The organism is Paenibacillus endoradicis, assembly GCF_024721975.1.
Map to the genome: position 1 here is coordinate 383,608 of NZ_JANQBB010000005.1, position 26,017 is coordinate 409,624.

At 38.3% G+C, this 26,017-nt stretch carries 33 protein-coding genes; 29 read left to right on the forward strand and 4 right to left on the reverse strand.

What is annotated here, in order from left to right:
- From NV377_RS18190 to argC, 6 genes are all read left to right on the forward strand, one after another.
- On the forward strand, window positions 1–1,029 hold the full coding sequence (locus tag NV377_RS18190) for a metal ABC transporter solute-binding protein, Zn/Mn family (RefSeq protein WP_258202214.1): 1,029 nt from the start codon (window positions 1–3) through the stop codon (window positions 1,027–1,029).
- 181 nt (window positions 1,030–1,210) lie between these two features.
- The gene (locus NV377_RS18195; RefSeq protein WP_258202215.1) at window positions 1,211–2,002 is read left to right on the forward strand and encodes a metal ABC transporter ATP-binding protein; all 792 of its coding nucleotides are present in this window, start codon (window positions 1,211–1,213) and stop codon (window positions 2,000–2,002) included.
- A gap of 1 nt (window position 2,003) precedes the next feature.
- On the forward strand, window positions 2,004–2,813 hold the full coding sequence (locus tag NV377_RS18200) for a metal ABC transporter permease (protein ID WP_258202216.1): 810 nt from the start codon (window positions 2,004–2,006) through the stop codon (window positions 2,811–2,813).
- Window positions 2,814–2,835: 22 nt separating this feature from the next.
- Window positions 2,836–3,549 (forward strand): cytochrome c biogenesis CcdA family protein, encoded by a 714-nt coding sequence (locus NV377_RS18205; protein ID WP_258202217.1) that lies wholly within the window; start codon window positions 2,836–2,838, stop codon window positions 3,547–3,549.
- Between the two features lie 112 nt (window positions 3,550–3,661).
- Window positions 3,662–4,087, forward strand: coding sequence for a transcriptional regulator MntR (mntR, locus tag NV377_RS18210; protein ID WP_258202218.1), 426 nt, complete (start codon window positions 3,662–3,664; stop codon window positions 4,085–4,087).
- Window positions 4,088–4,279: 192 nt separating this feature from the next.
- On the forward strand, window positions 4,280–5,233 hold the full coding sequence (gene argC, locus NV377_RS18215; RefSeq protein WP_258202219.1) for an N-acetyl-gamma-glutamyl-phosphate reductase: 954 nt from the start codon (window positions 4,280–4,282) through the stop codon (window positions 5,231–5,233).
- A 170-nt stretch (window positions 5,234–5,403) separates the two neighbouring features.
- Here the strand turns inward: argC and NV377_RS18220 are convergent, their stop codons facing one another.
- Window positions 5,404–5,718: a hypothetical protein gene (locus NV377_RS18220; RefSeq protein ID WP_258202220.1), complete on the reverse strand. Its 315-nt coding sequence runs from the start codon at window positions 5,716–5,718 to the stop codon at window positions 5,404–5,406.
- A gap of 20 nt (window positions 5,719–5,738) precedes the next feature.
- Window positions 5,739–6,719: a DUF1385 domain-containing protein gene (locus NV377_RS18225; protein ID WP_373425829.1), complete on the reverse strand. Its 981-nt coding sequence runs from the start codon at window positions 6,717–6,719 to the stop codon at window positions 5,739–5,741.
- Window positions 6,720–6,908: 189 nt separating this feature from the next.
- Between NV377_RS18225 and NV377_RS18230 the strand changes: the two genes are divergently transcribed.
- The 5 genes from NV377_RS18230 to NV377_RS18250 all read left to right on the forward strand — a co-directional run bounded on the left by NV377_RS18230 (window position 6,909) and on the right by NV377_RS18250 (window position 11,078).
- Window positions 6,909–7,403 (forward strand): YqhR family membrane protein, encoded by a 495-nt coding sequence (locus NV377_RS18230; protein WP_258202221.1) that lies wholly within the window; start codon window positions 6,909–6,911, stop codon window positions 7,401–7,403.
- Between the two features lie 96 nt (window positions 7,404–7,499).
- Entirely contained in the window at window positions 7,500–7,946 is a 447-nt protein-coding gene (aroQ, locus tag NV377_RS18235; RefSeq protein WP_258202222.1) for a type II 3-dehydroquinate dehydratase, read from the forward strand.
- A gap of 74 nt (window positions 7,947–8,020) precedes the next feature.
- Window positions 8,021–9,094: a M24 family metallopeptidase gene (locus tag NV377_RS18240; RefSeq protein ID WP_258202223.1), complete on the forward strand. Its 1,074-nt coding sequence runs from the start codon at window positions 8,021–8,023 to the stop codon at window positions 9,092–9,094.
- A gap of 26 nt (window positions 9,095–9,120) precedes the next feature.
- Window positions 9,121–9,678, forward strand: a complete 558-nt coding sequence (gene efp / locus NV377_RS18245) for an elongation factor P (RefSeq protein WP_258202224.1) — start codon at window positions 9,121–9,123, stop codon at window positions 9,676–9,678.
- 146 nt (window positions 9,679–9,824) lie between these two features.
- Window positions 9,825–11,078, forward strand: a complete 1,254-nt coding sequence (locus NV377_RS18250; protein ID WP_258202225.1) for an aspartate kinase — start codon at window positions 9,825–9,827, stop codon at window positions 11,076–11,078.
- Between the two features lie 93 nt (window positions 11,079–11,171).
- Here the strand turns inward: NV377_RS18250 and NV377_RS18255 are convergent, their stop codons facing one another.
- Complete coding sequence (locus NV377_RS18255) at window positions 11,172–11,912, reverse strand: 2-phosphosulfolactate phosphatase (RefSeq protein ID WP_258202226.1); 741 nt, start codon at window positions 11,910–11,912, stop codon at window positions 11,172–11,174.
- A gap of 222 nt (window positions 11,913–12,134) precedes the next feature.
- On the opposite strand from NV377_RS18255, the gene spoIIIAA reads away from it, so the two are divergent.
- Window positions 12,135–13,103 carry a stage III sporulation protein AA gene (gene spoIIIAA, locus NV377_RS18260; RefSeq protein ID WP_258202227.1) on the forward strand — a complete coding sequence of 323 codons (969 nt, stop codon included), beginning with the start codon at window positions 12,135–12,137 and terminating at the stop codon, window positions 13,101–13,103.
- 34 nt (window positions 13,104–13,137) lie between these two features.
- Here spoIIIAA and NV377_RS18265 read toward each other — a convergent pair whose 3' ends face one another.
- Window positions 13,138–13,401 (reverse strand): hypothetical protein, encoded by a 264-nt coding sequence (locus tag NV377_RS18265; protein WP_258202228.1) that lies wholly within the window; start codon window positions 13,399–13,401, stop codon window positions 13,138–13,140.
- A 170-nt stretch (window positions 13,402–13,571) separates the two neighbouring features.
- Between NV377_RS18265 and spoIIIAB the strand changes: the two genes are divergently transcribed.
- From spoIIIAB to NV377_RS18350, 17 genes are all read left to right on the forward strand, one after another.
- On the forward strand, window positions 13,572–14,090 hold the full coding sequence (spoIIIAB, locus tag NV377_RS18270; RefSeq protein WP_258202229.1) for a stage III sporulation protein SpoIIIAB: 519 nt from the start codon (window positions 13,572–13,574) through the stop codon (window positions 14,088–14,090).
- A gap of 9 nt (window positions 14,091–14,099) precedes the next feature.
- Window positions 14,100–14,306 carry a stage III sporulation protein AC gene (gene spoIIIAC / locus NV377_RS18275; RefSeq protein ID WP_373425830.1) on the forward strand — a complete coding sequence of 69 codons (207 nt, stop codon included), beginning with the start codon at window positions 14,100–14,102 and terminating at the stop codon, window positions 14,304–14,306.
- A gap of 9 nt (window positions 14,307–14,315) precedes the next feature.
- Window positions 14,316–14,711: a stage III sporulation protein AD gene (gene spoIIIAD / locus NV377_RS18280; RefSeq protein WP_258202230.1), complete on the forward strand. Its 396-nt coding sequence runs from the start codon at window positions 14,316–14,318 to the stop codon at window positions 14,709–14,711.
- 15 nt (window positions 14,712–14,726) lie between these two features.
- Window positions 14,727–15,935 (forward strand): stage III sporulation protein AE, encoded by a 1,209-nt coding sequence (gene spoIIIAE, locus NV377_RS18285; protein WP_258202231.1) that lies wholly within the window; start codon window positions 14,727–14,729, stop codon window positions 15,933–15,935.
- A 64-nt stretch (window positions 15,936–15,999) separates the two neighbouring features.
- Window positions 16,000–16,716, forward strand: a complete 717-nt coding sequence (gene spoIIIAF, locus NV377_RS18290) for a stage III sporulation protein AF (RefSeq protein ID WP_258202232.1) — start codon at window positions 16,000–16,002, stop codon at window positions 16,714–16,716.
- Between the two features lie 29 nt (window positions 16,717–16,745).
- Entirely contained in the window at window positions 16,746–17,372 is a 627-nt protein-coding gene (spoIIIAG, locus tag NV377_RS18295) for a stage III sporulation protein AG (RefSeq protein ID WP_258202233.1), read from the forward strand.
- 22 nt (window positions 17,373–17,394) lie between these two features.
- Window positions 17,395–18,015, forward strand: a complete 621-nt coding sequence (locus tag NV377_RS18300) for a SpoIIIAH-like family protein (protein WP_258202234.1) — start codon at window positions 17,395–17,397, stop codon at window positions 18,013–18,015.
- 158 nt (window positions 18,016–18,173) lie between these two features.
- Window positions 18,174–18,665, forward strand: a complete 492-nt coding sequence (gene accB, locus NV377_RS18305; protein WP_258202235.1) for an acetyl-CoA carboxylase biotin carboxyl carrier protein — start codon at window positions 18,174–18,176, stop codon at window positions 18,663–18,665.
- 47 nt (window positions 18,666–18,712) lie between these two features.
- Window positions 18,713–20,068, forward strand: a complete 1,356-nt coding sequence (accC, locus tag NV377_RS18310) for an acetyl-CoA carboxylase biotin carboxylase subunit (protein WP_258202236.1) — start codon at window positions 18,713–18,715, stop codon at window positions 20,066–20,068.
- Window positions 20,069–20,190: 122 nt separating this feature from the next.
- The gene (locus tag NV377_RS18315) at window positions 20,191–20,595 is read left to right on the forward strand and encodes an Asp23/Gls24 family envelope stress response protein (RefSeq protein ID WP_258202237.1); all 405 of its coding nucleotides are present in this window, start codon (window positions 20,191–20,193) and stop codon (window positions 20,593–20,595) included.
- 283 nt (window positions 20,596–20,878) lie between these two features.
- Complete coding sequence (amaP, locus tag NV377_RS18320; protein ID WP_258202238.1) at window positions 20,879–21,436, forward strand: alkaline shock response membrane anchor protein AmaP; 558 nt, start codon at window positions 20,879–20,881, stop codon at window positions 21,434–21,436.
- 13 nt (window positions 21,437–21,449) lie between these two features.
- A complete protein-coding gene (locus NV377_RS18325; protein ID WP_258202239.1) occupies window positions 21,450–21,680 on the forward strand; it encodes a DUF2273 domain-containing protein in 231 nt (76 codons plus the stop codon).
- A gap of 100 nt (window positions 21,681–21,780) precedes the next feature.
- Window positions 21,781–22,221 (forward strand): transcription antitermination factor NusB, encoded by a 441-nt coding sequence (gene nusB, locus NV377_RS18330; protein ID WP_258202240.1) that lies wholly within the window; start codon window positions 21,781–21,783, stop codon window positions 22,219–22,221.
- 74 nt (window positions 22,222–22,295) lie between these two features.
- Window positions 22,296–23,150, forward strand: a complete 855-nt coding sequence (gene folD / locus NV377_RS18335) for a bifunctional methylenetetrahydrofolate dehydrogenase/methenyltetrahydrofolate cyclohydrolase FolD (RefSeq protein WP_258202241.1) — start codon at window positions 22,296–22,298, stop codon at window positions 23,148–23,150.
- 7 nt (window positions 23,151–23,157) lie between these two features.
- A complete protein-coding gene (gene xseA, locus NV377_RS18340) occupies window positions 23,158–24,513 on the forward strand; it encodes an exodeoxyribonuclease VII large subunit (RefSeq protein ID WP_258202242.1) in 1,356 nt (451 codons plus the stop codon).
- A gap of 56 nt (window positions 24,514–24,569) precedes the next feature.
- Entirely contained in the window at window positions 24,570–24,818 is a 249-nt protein-coding gene (gene xseB / locus NV377_RS18345) for an exodeoxyribonuclease VII small subunit (RefSeq protein WP_258202243.1), read from the forward strand.
- 4 nt (window positions 24,819–24,822) lie between these two features.
- A complete protein-coding gene (locus NV377_RS18350) occupies window positions 24,823–25,737 on the forward strand; it encodes a polyprenyl synthetase family protein (protein WP_258202244.1) in 915 nt (304 codons plus the stop codon).
- The last annotated feature ends 280 nt before the right edge of the window (window positions 25,738–26,017 follow it).

The following is a 26,017-nucleotide window of genomic DNA, read 5'->3' on the forward strand; positions in this document are numbered from 1 at the left end:
ATGATTAAGAAAACAAGCAAGCGTTTAAGTACACTTGTTATTATCGCAATGATTGTTATGATTACAGGTTGTGGTAATGATACGGGATCAACAAATGCAAGTAAAGATCCCTCACATATTCAAGTTGTAACGAGCTTTTATCCTATTTATTACTTAACGAAAGAAATTGGTGGAGAGCAAGTGGATGTTACTAACCTTATCGCAACAGGTGTAGAACCACATGATTGGACGCCAAAGAGTAAAGATCTTATTACTGCTTCCAATGCAGATCTTTTGCTATATCACGGAGCAGGGCTTGAAACCTGGATTGAAAATTTCAAGCAAGGTCTGGAATCTGATAGTAAAGTAAAAGTGAAAGAAGTTAGTGTAGGCATGACGTTGATCGATACTGCCAGTGAGGAAGCTGATCAAGATCACGAGTCTACAACTGAAGAAGAGCATGACCATGATCATGCAACGGAAAACGATCACGATTCTACTGCAGATGAAGGTCATACTCATAGTCATACAACTGATCCACATACATGGGTTTCACCTAAGTCAGCGTTAGTGTTAGCAAGCAATATTAAAGATAGCCTCATTGAAGTTGATGCAGAACATGCAGCGCAATATGAAGTAAATTATAATGCGATTGTTGCGAAACTAACAAGTATAGACAAACAATATACCGATGCATTGTCTAATCTTACAAAGCGTACCATTGTTGTATCACATCAGTCATTTGGTTATGTAGCACGCGATTATAATTTAGAACAGATATCAATTATGGGTCTTAGTCCTAATGCAGAGCCTAGAGCACAAGATATTCTAGAAATCGCTAAAACAGTTAAGGCGAACGATGTGAAATATATATTCTTTGAAGAGCTAGTATCGGATAATTTAGCAAAAATGCTTGCATCTGAAGCTAAAGTTGATACGATGGTACTATATTCTCTAGAGGGTCTAACAACAAGGCAAGAAAAAGCAGGAGAAGATTATATTAGTTTAATGGAGCTGAACTTGCAAAATTTAGTTCAAGCATTACAATAGTAGTATTGGATTGGCTACGGAGCTTAATAAGCTCCGTTTTGCTGTCTTGATGCTTTAGAAGTACTTTTCATTGACGAGAAGTATAATAGATAGCTACACGAAAAGTTAGTCTATGCTTCCGTAGTGACTTTTGTAGTCTAGAAGTCACTTTCGAGAAGTAACAAAAGTTTTAGGAGGAAATATGGCTACTCAAATAGATGCTTCTTGCCACCGAGATATTATTACGGTTGATTCGGTATCGTTCTCCTATCAGCAACGTGAAATATTGAAAGATGTAAGTTTTAGTGTGAAAGAACGAGATTTTATTGGCTTGATTGGTACTAATGGAGCGGGGAAAACAACGATGCTTCGTATTATTGTAGGATTGTTAAAGCCTACGTCTGGTGAAGTTAAACTATTCGGTCAACCGCTGTCGCAATTCAAAGCGTGGGAGAAGATAGGTTATGTGCCGCAAAAAAATTCATTGAATCCACTATTCCCTGCTACGGTTAGAGAAGTAGTTATCTCGGGATTAGTTGGGAAACGTAAATGGTTTGGTAGAAATTCTAAAGAAGATTATATTAAATGTGATGATGCTCTTATGGCTATGGGAGTAGAAGATTTGGCCGATAAGAAAATTGGACAATTATCTGGTGGTCAACAGCAACGAGTGTTTCTAGCGCGTGCACTTATTAATAATCCGTCTTTACTAATTCTTGATGAACCAACGGTAGGAATTGACGCAGAGACTCAAGCTAGCTTCTTCCATATGATCAAACATATGCATCAACATCACAATATGACCTTCTTAATGGTCTCTCATGATATGGACATGATTAAAGGCTATTTAGGAGATAAGCCAGCTGCAAGCTCTGGAAAATTGAACTTCTATATTCGTCATTCTCATGAAACACAAGACTGTGTGGAACAAAACTTAGCCCATAGCTTGCGACATTTGCGTACTCAATTGGAAAGTAAGAAAGAGGGAATATAGGTTGGATATTTTGATGAGTGGATTTTTTCAACGTGCGCTAATCGGAGGAATTCTAATCGGCATTACTGCTCCACTAATGGGGATATTTCTAGTATTACGTCGTTTATCTATGATAGGTGATACATTATCTCATGCAGCTATCGCAGGTGTTGCATTAGGATTCGTTGTTGGAAAATATCCAATTTTATTTGGATTAATTTTTGCCTTATTAGCTTCATTTGCTATTGAAAAACTTAGAAAGTCATACAAATCATATGCTGAATTATCGCTCGCCATCATTATGTCAGGCGGGATCGCGTTAGCATCGATTTTCTTTACTTTAGGTCGTGATTTGAATATGGACCCGAATAGCTTCTTATTTGGATTCATTTATACGTTAAATTCCAGCGATTTATGGTTGATCTTTGGCGTAACGGTTGTCGTGTTATTCATAATAGGTAAGCATATGCATGGATTATTTCTACTTACATTCGATGAGGAAGCTGCATCTGTTAGTGGTGTCCCTGTAAGTTTCTATAATATCCTTATTAGTGTAATGACTGCCTTTGTAATAAGTGTATCTATCAAAATCGTCGGAGGATTACTTGTTTCAGCATTGTTAACGATTCCTGCTGCATGTAGTCTACTACTTGCTCGAAGTTTCCGACAAAGTATATTTATCGTTGTATTAATTGGTGAATTAGCAGTTATTATTGGTTTATTAGTTGCCGGGATATGGAATCTGGCAGCGGGTGGTACGATTGTACTTGTATTGATTGCGTTCTTACTAATTATATTATTAGGAAAGAATTTATTGCTCAGAACTAGATAATAAACTGATGAGGTGACTGGAATTGAATGAGATTTCGATTTGGTTAGCGTTTGGTATAGGATTTATATCATTTATCTCACCATGTTGCTTACCGCTGTATCCATCCTATTTATCCTACATAACGGGAATTTCAGTAGCAGGACTGAAAGAGAATGAGATGGGCTCTAAAAAGAGATGGCTAATGATGAGCCACACATTCTTCTTTATACTTGGGTTTAGTATGGTATATTACGCATTAGGCTACGGTGCGAATGCATTTAGTGAATTTTTCTACGAATATAAGGATATCATTCGCCAAGTTTCAGCAGTTTTAATTATCGTAATGGGACTTTTACTAGTTGGTATTTTCCAACCACAATTATTAATGAAAGATACGCGTATGAATCTTATACCTAAAAAAAGCAGCTATATTAGCTCATTTATATTCGGTATAGGCTTTTCAGCAGGATGGTCACCTTGTATTGGACCAGCATTGGCTTCAATTATATTATTGGCGGCAGCAGAGCCAGGAACATGGTTCAAGCTGACTACGGCGTATTCCCTTGGTTTTGCAATTCCGTTCTTTATATTAGCATTTTTCTTAGGATCATCGAGATGGATATTGAAATATTCAAATCTAGTTATGAAAATCGGTGGTGCTGTTATGATCTTAATGGGTATCTTACTATTCACTGATCAGATGACGAAGATTACAATTTGGCTTAATATGATAACACCAGATTGGATGAAGTTCTGATTTTAATTAAGTAATCTACAAATAGTTGCAGGGTTCCTATGAAAAAGTGTATCATAATACGAGTGACACCAAAGGCTAGACTGGTGATGAAGTAATGTAAGGGGGTTCTTCAATGCCGACTCCGAGCATGGAAGACTACTTGGAAAGAATTTATAAGCTTATGGAAGAAAAGGGTTATGCGAGAGTCTCAGATATTGCTGAGGGCTTGTCAGTACATCCATCTTCTGTAACAAAAATGATCCAAAAGCTAGATAAAGATAATTATTTGATCTATGAGAAATATCGTGGATTGATCCTTACCCCTAAAGGTAAAAAAATGGGTAAACGATTGATGGAACGTCATCAACTTCTTGAGACATTTCTAACGACAATAGGTGTGCAAGCTGAAAATATATATGCTGATGTTGAAGGAATTGAACATCATCTGAGCTCAGATTCAATTACTTGCATCGAGACTCTAGTAGAATATTTCCGTAGAGACCCTGCTCGCATGGAACAGTTTCAACAGTTTAGAACTGAATTGGATAACGAAGAATAAGAAAAAATACAAATGAAGAGGCTGTCCCAAAAGTCATTGTTCTGACTTTTAGGACAGTCTTTTTTATAATGCTATCTAGAAATCACCCCATAAAAAAGTTTGATTGAAGCAATAGTATTGTGTATAGTTATACATACAAAGTAATAAATATTCATTTTACATTTGCGTTTAATTCGTTTTAGGGGGACTTTTATGAAATATAAGGTATTTGTAGACGGACAAGAAGGTACGACAGGCTTGAAGATCTTTGATTATCTGTCAGATCGATCGGACATAGAAGTTCTCAGAATAGATCCGGACAAAAGAAAAGATGCTAATGCACGAAGTGAACTCCTTAATGCAGCAGATATTGTTTTTCTCTGTCTGCCCGATGCTGCGGCAAAAGAATCCGTTGAGCTTGTGAGAAATGAAAAAACAAAAATTATTAATACTAGCACAGCCTTCAGAACGGATAAAGACTGGGTATACGGTTTGCCAGAGTTGAAACAACAAAGAGAATTAATTCGGTCTGCAACTAAAGTCTCAGTTCCAGGTTGTCATGCCACTGGATTTATTCTTACGATTAAACCGCTAATTGAGGCTGGCATTCTTCAGCCGGAGTATCCTGTTACATGTTACTCCGTGACGGGCTACTCCGGAGCTGGAAAAAGTGGAATTGAGGAATATGAGAACTCGGCATTAGCTGCCGCAAGAAAACTCAATGTTCCTAGACATTATGCGTTGCAGCTAAATCATAAACATATCCCTGAAATGGTAATGTATTCAGGACTTTTACATGAACCATTATTCACACCGATCAAAGCTAATTATGCACAAGGATTAGCGATGTCTATACCATTAATTAGTAGGATACTGCCAAAAAACTCTACAGCAAAAAATATACATGAAGTATTATCGACGTATTTTGAATCAGAGCGTTTTGTTCATGTAATGCCATACGAATCAGAAGCATACCTTGATGAAGGAGACTTCTTGATTTCAGAGTGCAATAATACGAATCGATTAGAGATTTTTGTTTTTGGACAGAAGGATAAAATAAATATTATTTCAAGATATGATAACTTAGGTAAAGGTGCATCAGGTGCTGCTGTGCAAAATATGAATCTTATCCTTGGATTAGATGAAGGGACTAGTTTGCAGAAATAAACTGGGAGCTTGAGAATGATATGCTTGTAAACCATTCTCTTTTTAATTTACTCTGTCTAGTAGGAAATAAGGAAATATTGACAAAAGGAAAGGGCATGAGTTCGGCGTAAGCCGACTCATGCCCTATTTCGTTACAAACATAAAATAAGTAGCATCACTAGTGTCATACATTAGTGATATCGAGGTGTGTCATTATCGTCTCTTCCACCTTCAATAACTTTGAAAGGAACAGTTTTTGAACGCGGGCGATCTTTTTTAGGTTTACTTTGCTTGGATGTAGATGAACTACTCCGATAATAAGTCGCTTTTTTATCATTGCGATTAAAAGTCGGAGGGCGTTTAATCAAATAATAAACTACACCGAAAATCACTAATGGAATGATAATCATAAATGGGCTATTAGAGATCGTTACACCGATACCAAGTACTAATAAAGCAAATATTAGATAACTGAACCAATGACGGAACAAATGACGGAACTTCATGCAATGATGCTCCTTTCACTTTATTTTGTAAGTGTAGCTCCTTGAGAAATTTTGTTGTCTATTTCTAGCATACGATTAAAAGAAGCAATTGATACTTCAACTTGATCATCTTTTGGTTCTTTAGTTGTTAAAAGTTGTAACCACAGTCCTGGATACCCTAGGAAACGTAATACCGGTATTTCACGAACAGAATTTGTTAAGCGAAGTACTTCATATGAAATACCAAGCACAACTGGTAGCAATGCAAGACGAATCCAGATTCGTTCCCAGATACTATCCCATACAAACATAGGCATAGAGTAAATGATGACACCGACGATTACTGTGAAAATAATAAAGCTAGAACCACAACGATAATGTAATCGAGTATATTTCTGCACATTGTCAACAGTAAGAGGTACGCCTGCTTCATACGCGGTAATGACTTTATGCTCTGCACCATGATACTGGAATAGACGCTTAATCATAGGTGTTAATGAGAGGAAATATAAGTACGCTAGTAATAAGATGATTTTAATAAGTCCTTCTAAGACAGTATGCCCGACTTTGCTTTCGAACATATTTTGAAAAATGAGCTCTTCTAATAGAGCAGGAACTGCAGTGAAGATTAGTTTGCCGAAAACAAATGATAGAACGCCAATTGCTGCTACACTTAGTACCATACCAAGATTGAATTTCCCTTCATTTTTGGCAGCTTTAGCTCGTTCTTTCTCTTTTTCCTCTTCGGTCATTTCATCCATTTGATCTTCTGCATACGCATCCGCAGAATAATTAAGATGCTGAGACCCTTTTGCACTAGATTCAACAATACCAACGACTCCACGAACGAAAGGGATTTTTTTGAGTTTTTGAACCCAACTTGTATACGTTCTAGGAACCTCTAAATATTCTATTTCTTTATTTTTTCGACGAACGGCAGTTACATTTACATGTTTACCTTGAAACATTACGCCCTCAATGACGGCTTGTCCGCCATAAATACTACGAGAATTGTCTGACAAGAAAAAGTCTCCTTCCTATGCTACGATCTATTGTTCTATTGTACTTGATTTTAATGTATATTGCCAACGACTTGATAACAACATACCATCGACTAGCAAACGGTAAATCTCCTGAGTTACTTTCGTAGACGATTAAGAATAGTTGGAATTATCCATACTAGAACAATATAACTAAGGGAGGTAAGTTCCATGAATACAATATTTCAAAATTTCAAGCGAACAGGTGTGACAAAGCCGCTAGCTTATGCATTGTATATTGGTTTTTTTGCAGGATTGTTCTGGAGTTGTATAAGAATGATAAGTTATTATTGCAACTTCACTAGTGAACCCGTGTCGTTTCTAATACGCAATTGGTTAAGTAATGAGCAAATCACGAGCGGCTTTGGTCAGACGCTAGGTAGTCTTTCTTTTATCGCATTTTCAATAGTAGCAAGTCTCATGTATATGTGGTTTTTTCGTAATTTGATTGGACCTTGGCCAGGTTTGTGGTATGGACTAGGATGGTGGGGAATTCTGTTTGGACTTGGACCTTTATTTGGATTTACTCATATTCAAACAGGCGTTGGATTTACATTAGCACTTACAGATTTGTGCCTATTTGTGGTATGGGGATTATTCATTGGATACTCTATTGCATTTGAATTCACAGATGAAGCATCACGTGAGCCGGCAAAAGCGTCTTAACCAACTAACTTTGACTTCTCAAAACGCCCGTTTTTGTGGTAAAATGTCAAAGGCTCATTGTATGAGCTATTGAAGGCAATTTGGGAGGTGCATAACGTGCATCGTATTGACGTGTTAAATGGACCAAATCTTAATATGCTTGGTATTCGTGAACCTGGTATTTACGGAGATGTATCTCTCTCAGCTATTGAGCAAATGATTACTGAAAAAGCCTCACAACTAGGGGTTCAAGTTAGTTTCTTTCAAACAAACCATGAAGGCGCAATGATTGATCGTATTCATGCAGCTTATGGAAATGTAGATGGAATTATTATTAACCCTGGTGCATGGACACACTATAGTTATGCTATTCGTGATGCACTTAGTACGGTTTCTCTCCCTGTTGTAGAAGTCCATATTTCCAATATACATAAGAGAGAAGCTTTCAGACATCACTCTGTAATCGCACCGATTGCAGTAGGACAAATCGCTGGCTTTGGACCAATTGGTTACACATTGGGGTTAGAGGCACTAGCAACACAAATATCCCAAACTAAAGATTGAACAAATGATTTTTGAAATGACTACGAAGTATTATATCGTGATCACAAACGAAAGTTTGAAAGAAGGTATTAACCATGACAAACCCAAGAACACAACAACTTCACACTCTATTAGAGGCGAAGCAATTAGAAGCAATCATCATTGATAGCCCAATAAACAGACGTTATCTTAGTGGTTTTACAGGCTCAGCAGGTACATTATTGTTGACGACATCTGCGTCATATCTATTAACGGACTTCCGTTATCGTACACAAGCGGCAGAGCAGGCAAAAGGCTATCAAGTACTTGAGTATATGTCACAACCAATGGTTGAAATTAGAACATTGCTTCAAAAACTTGGTATAAACAAAGTGGGATTTGAACAAGATCATATTTCATTTGCTCAATATAAACAATGGGAAAATGAACTTGCAGGTATTGAACTTAGTCCAACCGCAGGTCTTGTTGAACAAATTCGTATGATTAAAGATCAAGCTGAGCTTCAAATTATTCAAGAAGCAGCTGATCTTGCTGATCGTACCTTTGCTCATATATTGAATTACATTAAGCCAGGTGTTAGGGAATTAGATATCGCACTAGAGATGGAAATGTTTATGCGTTCTAACGGCGCAACAAGTTCTTCTTTTGAGACGATCGTAGCTTCTGGTGAACGTTCTGCATTACCTCATGGTATTGCCAGCGAGCGTATTATCGGCAATAATGAATTTGTTAAATTAGATTTTGGTGCTTACTATAAAGGATACTGTTCAGATATTACTAGAACAGTTGTTGTAGGTAAGCCTACTGAAAAACATCTAGAAATTTATAATATCGTACTTGAAGCACAATTGAACGCCCTAGCAAACATTAAGCCAGGTGTGACAGGTGTACAAGGCGATGCATTTGCTCGAGATGTTATTACAAAATACGGATATGGTGAGCTGTTCGGACATGGTACAGGACATGGCATCGGGATGGAAATTCACGAAGCACCTAGACTATCTCGCTTCAGCGATACAATATTAACACCTGGAATGACGGTTACAGTCGAGCCTGGTATTTACATCCCTGGTTTTGGTGGTGTAAGAATCGAGGATGATATCGTAATTACTCATACAGGCATTCAGATACTTACCAAGTCAACAAAAGAACTAATTTTATTGAATTAGAAACTTATTTCAGGAGGGAATCATTCATGATTTCAGTAAACGATTTTAAGACAGGCTTAACAGTTGAAGTAGAAGGCGATATTTTCACAGTAGTAGAATTCCAACACGTTAAACCTGGTAAAGGCGCAGCGTTTGTACGTTCGAAAATGAAAAATCTTCGTAATGGTAACACAGTAGAAAGAACTTTCCGTGCAGGTGAATCAATCGGTCGTGCGATCATTGAAAACCGTGAAGTACAGTACTTATACGGTGCTGCTGGTGAGTATTCATTCATGGATAATGAAACTTATGATCAATTCACTTTAAGTGAATCACAACTTGAGTGGGAATTGAATTTCTTAAAAGAAAATATGAATGTAAATATTACTAGCTACCAAGGAGAAATTCTTGGTATTCAACTTCCAAACAGTGTTGATTTGAAAGTTGTTGAAACAGAACCAGGCGTGAAAGGTAACACTGCTCAAGGTGCTACTAAAAATGCTAAGCTTGAAACTGGACATAACGTTCAAGTGCCATTGTTCATTAACGAAGGTGATGTGCTTCTAGTAGATACTCGTGAAGGTAAATACATCTCTCGTGCATAATTAGTAACTAACGGCTGCTTGAACTATTCAAGCAGCTTTTTTAATATAACTGTATTCATTAAATGCAATGGGTGATATAATATATAACCGTATGCATATATAATTAAAGGTTTAACTACCTATGTCAAGGTTGGGAGTGAGCAGCTTTGTCTTTGATCGTGATGAAGTTTGGTGGTAGTTCCGTGGGAACCCCCGAGAGAATGCAACGTGTTGCACAACGAATCATAGAAAGACAGCAAGAAGGAAACGATATTGTAGTTGTTGTGTCAGCTATGGGTGATACAACAGACGATTTGATTGAACAATCAAAATTGTTAAATTCAAATCCATCTGCAAGAGAAATGGATATGTTACTTACAGTAGGAGAACAAATTTCTATCGCACTTCTTTCGATGACGATTGAAGCTTCTGGCGGTAAAGCTAAGTCCTTTACTGGATGGCAAGTTGGTATGAAAACTGATTCCGTACATGGAAAAGCAAAGATTGTAGAGATTCAGCCTGAACGTTTACAAGAAGCGTTGAAACTCGGTTATGTTGCAGTTGTTGCTGGATTCCAAGGTGCAAGTGAAGCAGGAGAAATTACGACTCTAGGTCGTGGTGGTTCTGATACAACCGCAGTGGCACTTGCTGCGGCGATTAATGCTGATATTTGTGAAATATACACTGATGTTGATGGTGTATATACAACTGATCCGCGCGTCGTGAAAAATGCTCGTAAGCTTGATGAAATTTCATATGATGAAATGCTTGAGCTTGCGCATCTAGGTGCAGCAGTATTACATCCTAGAGCAGTTGAATATGCGAAGCATAATAATGTACAGTTAGTCGTTCGTTCAAGCTTTACAAAGAATGAAGGCACAAGCGTGAAGGAGGAAGCGATTATGGAACAAGGCGTAGTTGTTCGCGGTATTGCCTTTGATAAAAATGTAGCAAGAATTACAATCAATGGCGTGGAAGATGTTCCAGGTGTATTAGCGAATGTGTTTGGTGCACTTGCAGATAATGGAATTGATGTTGATATTATCGTTCAAAGTGGAACTCAAAATGGTAAGGCTGATTTTGCCTTTACTCTTGCTAGTGGCGATAAAGATAAAGCAATTTCAGTTATCGAAGGCATCAAAGATATAGTTCCATATCGTGAGACAATTTCAGAGGACAATCTTGTAAAAGTATCTATCGTAGGTGCTGGCATGGTAAGTAATCCTGGAGTTGCTGCAAAAATGTTCGCAACTATTTCTTCACTAGGAATTAGCATTAACATGGTGAGCACTTCTGAAATTAAATGTTCATGTGTAATTAGTGCTGAAAAACTTAATGAAGTAGTTGTTGCTTTGCACACAGCCTATGGTCTAGATGCAACAGAACAAGCTTTTGTAGGTGGACCATCTGAAAGAAGATAAATAGCTATTATATAAATAGGAGTTTCTGTCGCTAGCTCGTTAACATAACGAGTTAGAACGGAAACTCTTTTTTTTCATAGTTTCGATAAGTTTCTAATTGTACGTTTCATTACTCGACTTAACGACGACAACCCCATTAAGATATACGGGCACAATATCGTACACATCAAGCCGCGCACAATCTTCAATATCAGATGTCATGTCAAGTTCTTGTAAACGATTCCCTGATAAACCTCGGCTAATAACTTCAGCAATATCACTTTTATTATGTTCATATAAGGCAAGCATTGCTTTGCCAAAATCATCAATTTGTAGTATATAATCAGTATTTTTACTATGTTCTACTAAGTGGGCTAATATATAACCTGCACATAATCCATCCTCTATTGTAAATTGATCGTGACTACCCGCACATAGAATGACAAGGTCATTGTTACTATTTAGCGCGGCATTGGCGCATGCTTTTGCATTGTTTAGACTTGCAATGTATATGTTTGATGCTCTCTTAGAGCGATGAATGGCTCTCGTTCCGTTCGTAGTTGTAAGAATGACTCTTCGATCTATTAGTTGTGAACTTCGATATTCTAAAGGTGAATTTCCATAATGAAATCCTGAAATTCGCTTACAAAATCTTTCCCCTCCAAGTATATCGTGCTCTTTATATATTTGTTTTGCATCCATTACTGTCTCTACTGGAATGACACAAGTTGCACCCGATGCTAAGGCACTCACAATGGAGCTAGATGATCTGAAAACATCGATAACTATTGCAGTTTTTCCAATAAACTTCCCCTGATGTGCTTCACTTGCATTGGAAATAACTTGTACTCTCATAAACAATCCTTCTTTCTATCGCTCACCTACATATTGATATTCTATGCATGAATTATTAGGCAGGTGTCAATCCCAAATACAACTTTAATAGCAATTAGTAACTTAGTATTTACCATTCTCTCTAGCAAGCTATTAAAACGTATGAAATAAATAGGGATATTTTTGAAAAGACAAGCATAGACTTGTATCGTCAAGAGCAATTTGTAGGGAGTGACCATTACGATGTTAGCAGATATTGTTCAGCTACTTCCAATTGAGATAAAAAAGATGCTGGAGAAGTTACCTGCGGACATGAAGAACAGCATCGAAGAAATAAGAATCCGTGAACACAGACCATTAGAAATTACGCTTCAAGGTAACTTCTATTATGTAACTGAAGCAGGTCAACAAGAGAAAGATTCAAGATTAGCCTATCACCCAACGACAGAGCAATGTCGCAAATTACTTGAGAAAATCACAAACTATTCTCTGTATACGATGGAAGAAGAATTACGACGAGGTTACATTACAGTAGCAGGTGGACATCGAATTGGTATTGTTGGACGAACGATATTGGATGGTGGCTTTGTAAGAGGAATACGTGATATTGGCGGATTCAACATAAGAATTGCGCGAGAAGTGATAGGGGCATCTAAGCAATTATTGCCCAAGCTATTTTCACCGATGCGTGGTGGTCTTCAATCCGTACTGATTATATCTCCACCGCAACAAGGTAAGACAACGATATTACGAGATATTGCTAGATCGTTAAGTTATGGTGATGGACAAAGACGATTACCAATGAAAGTCGGAATTGTAGATGAACGTTCAGAAATTGCAGCTTGTGTAAGAGGGATTCCAACATTTGATGTAGGACCTCGAACAGATGTCATGGATGCTTGTCCTAAGGCAGAAGGGATGATGATGCTACTTCGATCGATGTCACCTGAAGTAATTATAGTTGATGAAATTGGACGAGTAGAAGATGCGGTATCGATACGAGAGGCAGCACATTCTGGAGTGAAGGTGATCGCTACGGCCCATGCTTACGATGTGTTAGAAGTACTTGGACGACATGAAATTATGAGACTTATTGATGAAAAAGTATTTGCTAACATTATTGAACTGCGGCGCAGTGAAAAAGGGTTTATGCATCGCATTGTACCAGTAGAAAAGGCAAGAGAAGAATTAGCTAAAGATTTTGTACTGTAGAGGTAGTTCAATAAGCGAACTTTGATAACAATGATTAGCTTCGAAGTGTATTCGACATCGAATATGAAGCGAACTTGGGAAGTCCGGTACGCATGTACCAATAACGTACATTTGCGTTTCCTCCTCCCACAAGTAGCGCTTCATCTTCTTGGCTCTGAAAGGCCGCTTTTTGAACCTTTATTGATAGAGGTAGTTCAATAAGCGAACTTTGATAACGATGTTTAGCTTCGAAGTGTATTCGACATCGAATATGAAGCGAACTTGGGAAGTCCGGTACGCATGTACCAATAACGTACATTTGCGTTTCCTCCTCCCACAAGTAGCGCTTCATCTTCTTGGCTCTGAAAGGCCGCTCTTTGAACCTTTATTGAAAGAGGTAGTTCAATAAGCGAACTTTGATAACAATGATTAGCTTCGAAGTGTATTCGACATCGAATATGAAGCGAACTTGAGGAAGGTGGATGGATAATGATTAAACTGTTGGGTGCCTTACTGATTCTGTTCTCTGGAACGGCAGTTGGTTTTTTGCAAGCTGCAAAGTATGTGGATCGAGCTAAAGAATTACGAATTCTCATACATGCATTGCAACGCCTAGAGACAGAAATCAATTATGGACGAACACCTTTACCAGTTGCTTGCCTCGTTACAGCAGAAGCAACTGAACAACCTATACGCGAACTTTTTCAGATTACCGCAGATTTGCTGCAAGGGGAGCAAGAACTATCGTTAAATGAAGCTTGGAGTATAGCGGTAGAACAATGTTGGTCCAACACTTCGATGAAAATACGAGAGAAAGAAGTTTTGCTTAGAATGGGCTCTGTGCTTGGCATGAGTGACTCAGAAGATCAGCAGAAACATCTACAACTTGCTCAATTACAATTGAAAACAGAAGAAGTAACAGCTAGAGAAGAACAAGATAAATTTGTAAGAATGTGGAGAAGTTTGGGGGCATTAGGGGCTGTTCTAATTGTGATATTGATGGTGTAAGAGGGGTAGATGATAAAGATGGATGTGACAGCAATATTTCAGATTGCAGGAGTAGGCATTATTATTGCGATTATACATTCTGTATTGAAACAAATGGGAAAAGAAGATATGGCGCATTGGGTGACTGTAATGGGTTTTGTAGTAGGACTATTCATGGTTATTGATCTACTTGGAGAGCTATTTCAAGAAATTAAGGCGATTTTTCTATTTCAGTAGGTGAACACTGTGGAAATCATTCAAATTGTAGGACTTGGTTTAATAGCGACGATCCTCGTCTTAGTCCTTAAAGAGCAGAAGCCGATGTTCGCTTTTCTTATTACAACATTTACAGGTGTGTTCATCTTTCTATTAGTCATTGGAAAAATTGATGCTGTAATTACTGTAATAAATGAGCTGGCGACGAAATCCGGAATTCCCGATATTTACTTAAAAACAGTGCTCAAAATAATTGGGATCGCTTATATTGCAGAATTTGGTGCCCAAATGGTGAGGGATGCTGGACAGGAAAGCATTGCTTCAAAAATCGAGTTTGCTGGGAAAATATTTATATTAGTACTAGCAATACCTATCATAAATGTCATTATCGAAACATTGCTATCGTTACTTCCTATGGGAAGTTGATAGGAGGAAGAGCGGATGAGAATAGTAAGTAGATTACTAACATGGACAATCATGATCTTGATACTTATTTGCTTCTCGCCAGTGGTAGAAGCTAGCAGTACACCAAGTAATGAATATTCTTCAGATATGACGTCAACTTGGGTTGAGGAACAAGTCAATTCACTTGATACAAATACAATAGAGCAGTATTGGGAGCAAATGGGTAATGAGTACAGTCAGTACTTTCCAAACAACCAGCTTCCTACCATTAATGAACTTATGTTCTCTGATCAAGGTAATAAATTTGAAGCTAGCACAATTATTAAAGGTATGTTCGCTTACTTCATTCAAGAAATCATCTATAACAGTAAACTTCTAATAATCATCGTAATGTTAGCGGTATTCAGTATGATGCTAGAAACACTGCAGAACGCATTTGAAAGAAATGCAATTAGTAAAGTTGCCTATTCCATCGTTTTCATGGTACTAGTCACAATCGCAATTAATAGTTTCAGTGTAGCCATAGGCTACGCGAAGGAAGCGATTGAAGAGATGATCACATTCATGCTGGCCATGATTCCACTTCTACTTACATTGTTAGCTTCGATGGGTGGTGTGGTTACGGTATCAGTTATGCATCCATTGATCATTTTTATGATTCATGTCGTTGGCACTTTAATCTATCTAGTTGTATTTCCATTGCTGTTCTTCTCAGCAGTTTTACATATTGTTAGTGCAATTACAGATCGTTTCAAAGTCACTCAGTTAGCCAATATGTTAAGAGGGGTCGCAGTTACTATACTCGGTATACTATTGACTGTATTTCTCGGAGTCATTTCTGTGCAGGGAGCAACGAGTTCAATTACAGATGGAGTTGCACTGAGGACTGCCAAATTCGTAACTGGTAACTTTGTACCTGTAGTTGGGAAAATGTTCTCAGATGCTGCTGACACCATTCTATCAGCTTCGTTGGTAGCTAAAAACGCAATCGGACTAGCAGGTGTTACTATTCTACTCGTAATTTGCGCTTTTCCTGCTATTAAGATTGTTGCACTAGCACTGATCTATCATGTTGCAGGAGCGATCATGCAGCCGCTCGGAGATTCACCTATAGCTGCATGTCTACAAACGATAGGAAAGACAATGCTGTATGTGTTTGCGGCGCTAGCGGCTGTAAGCCTAATGTTTTTCCTTGCAGTCACAATCATCATAACCGCAGGAAACGCCACCGTCATGGTTCGGTGACAAAGCCAAGTTATCGTAATTACAAACGAACAGTTTGAACTACCTATAAGGAGGTGAGGATAATGTGCTAACCTGGCTAGGCGAATGGCTACAAAGCATAATCGCAGTAATTTTGTTGGCGGTAATTGTCGAATTAGTATTACCCAACAACAAGATGCTACGATATTCGCGGTTAGTTATTGGGTTAATTTTGTTACTTACGATGCTCAATCCATTACTGAATATCTTTCAGAAAGATTTCACCTCACAATTGGCGGCCAGCTATTCCTTATGGGATGAACAGTTTCAAGCAGATAAACTAAACGTTCCAACACTTGATGAAATTAATAAGCGTGCCACGCAATTGAAGGCTGATCGAGAGCAAGCTTCAGAACAATTAACAAAACTGGGATTAGAGGAAGCAATGAAGCAACAATTGCTTAATCAAACGGATGCTAACGTTCAACAGGTTGCTGTCCAATTAGGTTGGAACAAAGGTGCTGGTGCAGATCAATCACCATATATTGTTTCCATTACAGTTACGCTAAAACAAGCGCAATCAGAGACGAAAGTTGAAGAGGTAGTTGTTCAAGAGCCAATTATCGTGAGTGAAATCAAGGTGCAGGTTGATATGACCGAGAGTGAAGTCTCCGAATCTACAACTGAAAATGTTGATAAATTACCCGAGCAACAGAGTGACTTCTATGCAGTGCAAGATGAGCAAGCTTTACAAATCATATCCATCCTTACAACAGGTTGGAATGTTAAAGGAAATCAAATTTTCGTGCAGGCCAAAAAGTAGCGGGTCATGAAATCGGAAGGCTTAAGGTGGTGAAATGGTTGAAATTTATTGAAAAGTGGTTTGGTGGTGGCCCTGGTGGTGAAAAACGTGTGAAAGTTATTCAGGGATTAGTCATCGTAGGAGCAATTGGCATATTCCTAATGCTTATTAACTCGTTTTTTTCATTCAAAGACATCGATACGGTTGACCAACAACCCTCTGCCGTTTCTACTACAGAGGAAGTTTTCCGTAATGGTGATACCGCAACTTCATCCTTTGCAAGTGTTGAGAGTCCACTAGAAGATAGACTCAAGGAAATACTTGAGAAGATGGTTGGAGTCGGAAAAGTAGATGTAATGGTAACCGTTGAATCTACGGAAGAAAAAGTCGTAGAGCGAGATATGAATACGAGTGAGAGTACGACCGAGGAAAATGATCGCAATGGTGGCTCAAGAAATATTACGACAGTAACCTCGGATGGAAAGGTCGTTTTGTATCAAGCCAATAACGGTGAACAACCTCTCATTACAAAAATTATCAATCCACGAATCCGTGGGATATTAATTGTAGCAGAAGGTGCAGAGGATGCAGCCGTACGGAAATTGATTATACAAGCAGTTGAAAAAGGAATGAATGTAGTGCCAACAAGAATTTCCGTAGTGCCAAGTAAAAAATAATGACTATATGGAGGGTTTTATAATGAATACAAAAAGACAAACGATTTGGTTGATTTCAATGCTTAGTTTAATGGTGGTATTATCCGCATACTATTTGTTCACACAAGATATTGGTGGTAAAGATAAAGTGACTGACGCAACTAATTTGCAAAATGTAGCTGAAGTTAGCACTCCAGAAGGTCAAGATGCGACTGCAGTATCAGGTACGAATGAGGATGGTTCTACTTACACGATTAGTGCATTAGACCAAGAAGTATTGGAACAATTACAAGCAGATGGTTATTTCAAAGCTGGAGAAATCAGCCAATTACTTACAAAACGTGAACAACAATATGAGGCGGAAAATAATCGTATTATGTCAGTTATTGCTGATGTGAGTGTCGATGAAGAAACATCTATAGCAGCATTAGCTGAAATGGATAAATTGGAAGAAAAAATGGCTAAAGTGACACAACTTGAGAACGACTTAATGCAAACGTATGAAGTTGCCCTTGTATCTGAAGAATTAAATGATAAATATAAAGTTGTCGTTACAAGTGATTTATTAGAGAAAAAGCAAGCTGCTGAAATTATTGATCAAGTGATTACTGTGATGGAAGTAAGACCTGAGCAAGTCTCCGTGCAATTTATTCCAAACCCTTAGAAAAAAAGTAATCACTTCTGTGGATAACTCCAGTTATAAGTAGACATAATCTACTTATGATGGAGTTATCTTCAAATCTCATAAAAAAAAATTCGTGTTATTGTCTATTTGTGATATAATGTTAGACGTTATGTGAAAAATGAGGAGTGATTACGTTCATGTTTAAGTTGAGCGAGATTAAAGAAATAATCAAGCTGGTAGATCAAACATCCGTTGAAGAGCTCGAGATCGAAAATGAAGGCACTCGCCTGCATATTCGTAAACCAAGCAAATCTGAAGTGGTTACTGTTCAGACGGCTCCAGTTATGCATACATATACGCAACCAGCTGTTCAACAACAGTCAACTGCAAGTCAGCCAGTCGTACAAGCTGAAGTAGCTCCTGTTCAACCAGAAGCATCTTCTGAGCAGTATCACAAAATTACATCTCCAATGGTAGGTACTTTCTACAGTTCACCAACACCAGATGCATCTGTATTCGTTAACGTTGGCGATCGAGTGAATACGAAGTCAGTTGTATGTATTCTTGAAGCAATGAAGCTTATGAATGAACTAGAAGCAGAAGTTAATGGCGAAATCGTTGAAATTTTAGTAACGAATGGCCAATTGGTTGAATTTGGTCAACCATTGTTCCTAGTGAAAGCGGACTAATCGTTTGCCACTACAAGAATTTAATGGTTGAAAGGGGTTCGTCATTCGTGAAATTCCAAAAAATATTAATTGCGAATCGTGGAGAAATTGCGGTTCGAATTATTCGAGCTTGTCGTGAACTTGGTATTCAAACTGTAGCTGTATATTCTGTTGCTGACCGTGATTCGTTACATGTCAAGCTAGCAGATGAGGCTTATTGTATTGGACCAATTGCTTCCAAAGATAGCTACTTAAATCTAACAAATATTATGAGCGTTGCCACAATTACGGAATGTGATGCTATTCACCCAGGTTATGGGTTTTTAGCTGAAAATGCTGATTTCGCAGAAATTTGTGAATCATGCAATATTACATTCATCGGACCTTCACCTGAAGCAATTAGCAAAATGGGCGATAAGGCAGTTGCAAAACTTACGATGAAGAGTGCGAATGTACCTATCATTCCTGGTTCAGATGGTCTAATTGAAGATATGGATGAAGCCATTATGGTTGCGCGCGATATCGGATATCCTGTCATTATTAAAGCTACAGCGGGCGGCGGTGGTAAAGGTATTCGTATTGCTGAAGATGAAGATAGTCTGATTACCCAAATCGCTACTGCACAACAGGAAGCTCAAAAAGCTTTCGGTAATGGTGGAGTTTACTTGGAAAAATATTTGACTGGTATGAAACATGTTGAAGTTCAAATTATGGCTGATAAGCATGGTAATGCGATTCACCTGTTTGAACGAGATTGTTCTGTACAACGTCGTCGTCAGAAATTAATTGAGGAAGCTCCTTGTTCTATGCTTTCTCCGGAACTTCGTACGGCGATGGGGCAAGCAGCTGTTCGTGCTGCGCTTGCAGTTAATTATTCTGGCGCAGGAACGTTAGAGTTTCTTCTAGGTCCTGACGATCAATTCTATTTCATGGAAATGAATACACGTATTCAAGTTGAACATCCTGTTACAGAGATGATCACGAATACGGATCTGATTAAGGAAATGATCTCGGTAGCTGAAGGTAATCCACTTTCAATATCTCAAGAAGATCTAAGTATAAATGGTTGGTCAATTGAATGTCGTATCAATGCAGAAGATTCTGAACGTAACTTCATGCCATCTGCAGGGAATATTTCATTCTACTTACCACCTGGCGGTAACGGTGTTCGTGTAGATAGCGCAGTTTATCCAGGATACACTATATCACCGCATTATGATTCTATGATTGCAAAACTTATTGTATGGGCACCAACTCGTAATGAAGCGATTAGTCGTATGAAGCGTGCTTTGCAGGAATTTGCGATTGATGGAATTAAGACAACTATTCCGTTCCATTTGAAAGTGCTTGAGCATGAGAAGTTCATTAGTGGTGACTTTGACATTAAGTTCCTTGAGGAACATGATATTAATGGTACAGCTTAAGCCATCAATACACTATGCAATATAGTTTGTCATAATTCTTACTGAATGTTATAGTATAGAAATAAGTAACGAAGGTAAGCATGACCTTAGGCAGGTATTGATTATTTGGAGGTGTAACCAGCATGAGTATTATTGCTGAATATGAAAAAACAGACATGGGTACAATTCAAATTGCCCCAGAAGTCATTGAAGTAATTGCAGGACTGGCGACGGTTGAAGTTGACGGAATTGCAGGTATGAGCGGTGGCTTAGCTGGTGGTATTGCTGAGCTTCTTGGTAAGAAGAACGTTGCTAAAGGCGTTAAAGTTGAAGTAGGACAGAAAGAAGCAGCAGTTGATGTTTCTGTTATTATTCAATACGGACATAAAATTCCAGAAGTTGCTAATAATGTTCAAGAAAATATTAAACGCTCCATTGAAATGATGACTGGGCTTTCAGTTGTTGAAGTAAACGTACATGTTCATGATGTACACCTTAAACAGGATGAGAAAGTCGACAATGAAGATCAAGTGAAGCGTGTAAACTAGAACAATTAACCCCCTTGTGTTGGGCTGAAGTGCTCGGCGAAGGGGGTTGATTACATTAATCTAGTTGTTGTTGGAATCGCCAGATTGTGATCACCATCCTTCGCGTCACTAGCTTCATGCCATCTTCTTGGCTGGAGACAAACGAACGAACTGAACCTTCATTGGAAGCTTCGAGCTTTTGGATGCTCGTATACACTAGTGTATACGTTGCTAGGATATGTTACTTGGCAGTGCTGACAGGCGAACGATTTGAACTTTCAATAAATCGAGAGGATGAAGAACATTGATCAGAGTAGTGGACAAGCTATTGTTGTTTTTATACAGCATTGTTATCGGAATTATTTCGGTAGTATTCGCATGTGTAGGCTTCGCTTGGATTAACGAATCACTTTCCATTGATTTCATTGAAACGCTATATTCCAATTCTAATTATCTTATTGCGCTAGCTATTGTCGGTATCGTATTGTTCTTAATTAGTTTACGATTCTTTGTAGTCTCACTTTCTCGCAGTACTGTTTCTTCTCAATCTGTTGATCAACGTACTGAATATGGTGACATTCGAATCTCGATTGAAACAATGGAAAATTTAGCGCTTAAAGCAGCTATGAAGATACGTGGCGTTAAAGATTTGAAAGCTAGAGTGAAAGCTACTGATACTGGTATGGATATTGTGCTCCGTACAGTTGTTGACGGCGAAGTTTCTATTCCACAATTAACAGAGGAAATTCAGATCTCTGTGAAAAATTATTTGGAAGAAATAACTGGTATTCCCGTTACGAATGTATCTGTATATATAGCGAACATTATTCAAACGAATACGATAAAAAGTCGCGTAGAATAGAGGTGAGCTATCTATGTGGAAAGATATTTGGCCTGTATATTGGAAAAGAATAATAGGCGCTAGCATTGGGCTTTTCTTTGGAATTATTTATTTAATAGTTGGTTTTTGGGATATGCTATTTGTAGCATTGCTTGTAGGAGTTGGTTACTGGTTTGGAAAAGAGAAGGAATACGCTTCACATCCACTAGCACCATTAGAGCGGCTATGGCAGACTTTCTTAAAGCTATTTAGGCCATATCGCTAGAGCTGTGGTCTGCTCCGTACTTCGGATATCGTAAAATATTCGGGGCAGGGATGAGATCATAGATTACTGTTGATTTTGAGCAAATTGTTGTGGAGGGCATATGAAACGTAGATTAGCGAGAGAAATGGTAGTATCAAGCTTGTATCAATTAGAGCTTAATGACGTAGAAGTATTTGAAGCGTTAGAAATGATAATTGAGGAAATAAAAGCAGATGATGAAGTAAGTGATAAAGTTAGTGATGAAGCGACTGATGAATTTGCACGTAAGTTACTTTTAGGTGTAAATGAACATAAAGCGGCTATTGATGATCTGTTGACGAGTCATCTAACAGGGTGGCAGGTAGACCGACTATCAAGAGTTGATCTTCAAATATTACGACTTGCATGTTTTGAAATGGTATTCAGTAAAGATGCCCCACCAAAAGTAGCAGTTAACGAAGCTATTGAACTTGCAAAACATTTTGGTACTGATGAATCAGGCAAATTCGTTAATGGTGTACTAGCAAAATTACTGCAAAACCTAGATTTAGAAAAAGCATAAGCTTGTCGCGAATGATGCGATAAGCTTCTTTCGTTGTAAGGCATTAAAATCAAAAGTTGAGGGAGAGATAATTCATGAGTGCACTAATTATTGATGGAAAACAAATTTCTGCTGATATGCGTAATGAAATGATTTCTGAGGTTGCTGAATTGAAACAAAAAGGAGTAACTCCTGGCTTAGCGGTAATATTAGTAGGTGAAGATGCTGCTTCAATAGTTTATGTTGGCTCAAAAGAAAAAGCATGCATTCAATTAGGTATGTATTCTGAAGTACATCGTATGGCTGCTGATAGCTCTGAAGAGCAGGTACTAGCTCTTATTGAGAAGCTCAACAATCAAGATTCTATTAATGGTATTCTTGTTCAATTACCTCTTCCAAAACATATTAATGAAAAAGCAATTATTGATGCTATTCGTGTTGATAAAGACGTTGATGGTTTCCATCCTGAGAGTGTTGGTAATCTAGTTATCGGAGATGACAGCTTGTTGCCATGTACTCCAGCAGGTGTTATTGAATTAATTAAACGTAGTGGAGTAGATATTGCAGGTAAACATGCTGTTGTTATCGGACGTAGTAATATTGTTGGTAAACCAGTCGCAATGCTATTACTTCGTGAGAATGCTACGGTAACGATCTGTCACTCTCGTACGGCAAATCTTGAAGAAATTGCAAAGCAAGCTGATATTCTTGTTGTTGCGATTGGGCGAGCTAATGCGATTGATAGTAAATTCGTAAAACCGGGTGCTGTCGTTGTTGATGTAGGTATTAACCGACTTGATACTGGTAAATTAGCTGGTGATGTTGATTTCGAAAGCTGTCAAACTGTTGCTGGACACATTACACCTGTACCAGGCGGCGTAGGCCCTATGACGATTACAATGTTAATGAAAAATACAATTACAGCAGCAAAAAAAGTAAACGGGATGTGAGCCATTTATGAGAAATGAGCCTCATATTTATACGATAAAGGAAGTCAACAAATATATTCGGATGGCGATGGATGTAGATCCAGTATTATCTGATGTATGGCTTAGAGGTGAAGTATCTAACTTTACTCATCATTCAAGTGGCCATATGTATTTCACGTTGAAGGATAAAGAAAGTCGTATCAAATGTGTGATGTTTGCTTCTCATAATGCCAAACTGAAATTTATGCCACGAGAAGGGACAAAAGTTCTAGCTCGTGGTACCATTTCAGTATTTGAGCGAGACGGTGCATACCAGTTTTATGCGAATGCAATGCAGCCAGATGGTCTTGGTAGTTTGTATCTTGCATATGAACAATTGAAAGCTCGATTAGAGGAGGAGGGATTGTTTGCACAGACACGCAAACGAGCACTTCCTCTTTTTCCTAAGAGCATAGGTATCATTACTTCGCCAACTGGCGCAGCAGTTCGAGACATCATTACAACGATACAACGTCGCTATCCAATGGCCAATATGTTAATAGCACCAGTACAAGTACAAGGTGAATTAGCTGCTCCATCGATTGTTAAAGCAATTCATATGATGAATGAAGCATCGCACTGTGATGTAATAATAGTCGGTCGTGGTGGTGGTTCACTCGAAGAACTATGGGCCTTCAATGAAGAAATAGTTGTCAGAGCAATCGCTACTTCTCAAATTCCGATTATTAGTGCAGTAGGGCATGAAACAGATTTTACGATATCTGATTTTGTTGCTGATATTCGTGCAGCAACACCAACTGCAGCAGCAGAACTAGCAGTTCCTCATGTTAAAGAGCTGACTTCGACAATTGCAAGACTTAATGAAAAACTTCATTATGCGATGAATTCCAAGCTGGATCGATTAACCGAAAGACTTCGCAGAGCACAACAAGCCCCCACTTTTGTACAACCGAAAAGGTTCTTCCTGCAACAGGCTGAAAGAGTGGACTATTTGCAAACCGGTCTAAAAGTGAATTTGCGAAAACAATTGGATAGTCATAAACTTAAGCTGTCAGCACAAGAAAGTAAGTTAGCTAGACTTCATCCAGAACATCGGATTAAGTTACTAGCGCGTAATGTCAGCTATTTAAAAAATCAATTAGATGATCAGATGAAACGTGTTATTGATGGGAAAAAAGTACAGATTGTATCTAATATGAAACAATTGGATGCATTAAGTCCTCTCAAAGTAATGGCACGTGGCTATAGCTTGACCTATACCGATAATCAACAGCTGTTGAAAAATATAGATCAGGTTAAAGTTGGAAATCATATTGAAGTCAGATTAGCAGATGGTACATTGAATTGCGAAGTACAGCAAATAACTAATAAGCTTTCGAAGTAACTTTTCATTAGGTGACAAGTTATTAGATAGCAATGAAAAGTTTGGAGGGATTCGTAATGAGTAAGAAGCAGGAGCAGAGCTTTGAACAGGCATTAGAGCGCCTTGAAACAATAGTTGCACAACTGGAAAATGGTGATGTGCCGCTAGAGCAAGCGATTGAGTTATACCAAGAAGGTATGCTGCTTTCTAATCTTTGTAACGGTAAATTAAAGCAAGTAGAAGCAAAAATAGAAATGCTCATTGAAACTGATAATGGTACGGAGACAAAACCATTCCCAACAGCTCAATTAGAAAAAGGAGAGTAATCTCGTGAATGACTCAATTACGATACAAGAGCATGTGAATACAGTAGCGAAGCAAGTTGGTCAGCAACTTCTATTATCACTAAATGTACTAGAGGGAGCTCCATCCACTCTGATAGAGGCAATGGAATATTCGTTGACTGCTGGTGGTAAGCGGATTCGTCCTTACCTCGTATTAGCAACTGCTTATGCGATCCACGGGGAAGCCGACATCTATGAAAAAGCATATGGCGCTGCATGCGCAATTGAGTATATACATACCTATTCACTAATTCATGATGATTTACCTGCGATGGATAACGATGATTTTCGTCGTGGTAAGCCGACCAACCATAAGGTTTTTGGCGAGGGAATGGCAATTCTAGCTGGAGATGCATTACTTACGCAAAGTTTTGGTTTTGTAACTGATATGGCGAAGAAAGGTTATATCAGTGCTGCAATCGCAATAGATATCATTGATGATCTAGTTAAATATGCTGGAGCAAAAGGTATGGTTGGTGGACAAGTGGCTGATATTCAAGGTGAACAAGGGATAACTTCTATTTCTCAACTTGAATATATCCATGAACACAAAACAAGTGACCTTATTGTCTGTTCCGTACTTGCTGGGGCTAGAACAGCTGGAGCTAGTGCAGTTCAACTTGAAAAACTAGAACTATACGGAAGAAATATCGGGTTAGCTTTTCAAATTCAAGACGACATTCTTGATCTGATTGGAGATGCAGAAAAGCTTGGCAAACCGGTCCTTAGTGATATCGAGCAACAAAAAGTGACTTATCCGTTCCTGCTCGGTTTGGACGAAAGCATTGCTCTTGTTCAGAAACTTACCGAGCAAGCGAAGACAGCTATAGTTGAAGCTAACTTACAGGAGTCGAGTCTGTTGCTGGAAATAGCAGATTACTTAGTACATAGAGAATCATAGATAGGAAGTTCAAAAAGCGGACTCTGATAACGATGCTAATGCTGCCGAGGTTTATTCGACATCGAATATGAAGCGAACTTGGGAAGTCCGTTACGTGTGTACCTAAGACGTACACTTGCGTTTCCTCCACCCTCAAGTAGCGCTGCATCTTCTCGGTTCTGAAAGCGGGATTTTTGAACAGTCATTGGAATTTGAACTATTATTATAAGAAAAAGTTCAAAAAGTAGACTAGTTACAGTTGTATTCCTGTCCTACCATTAGGTAGTATACGATGAATGTG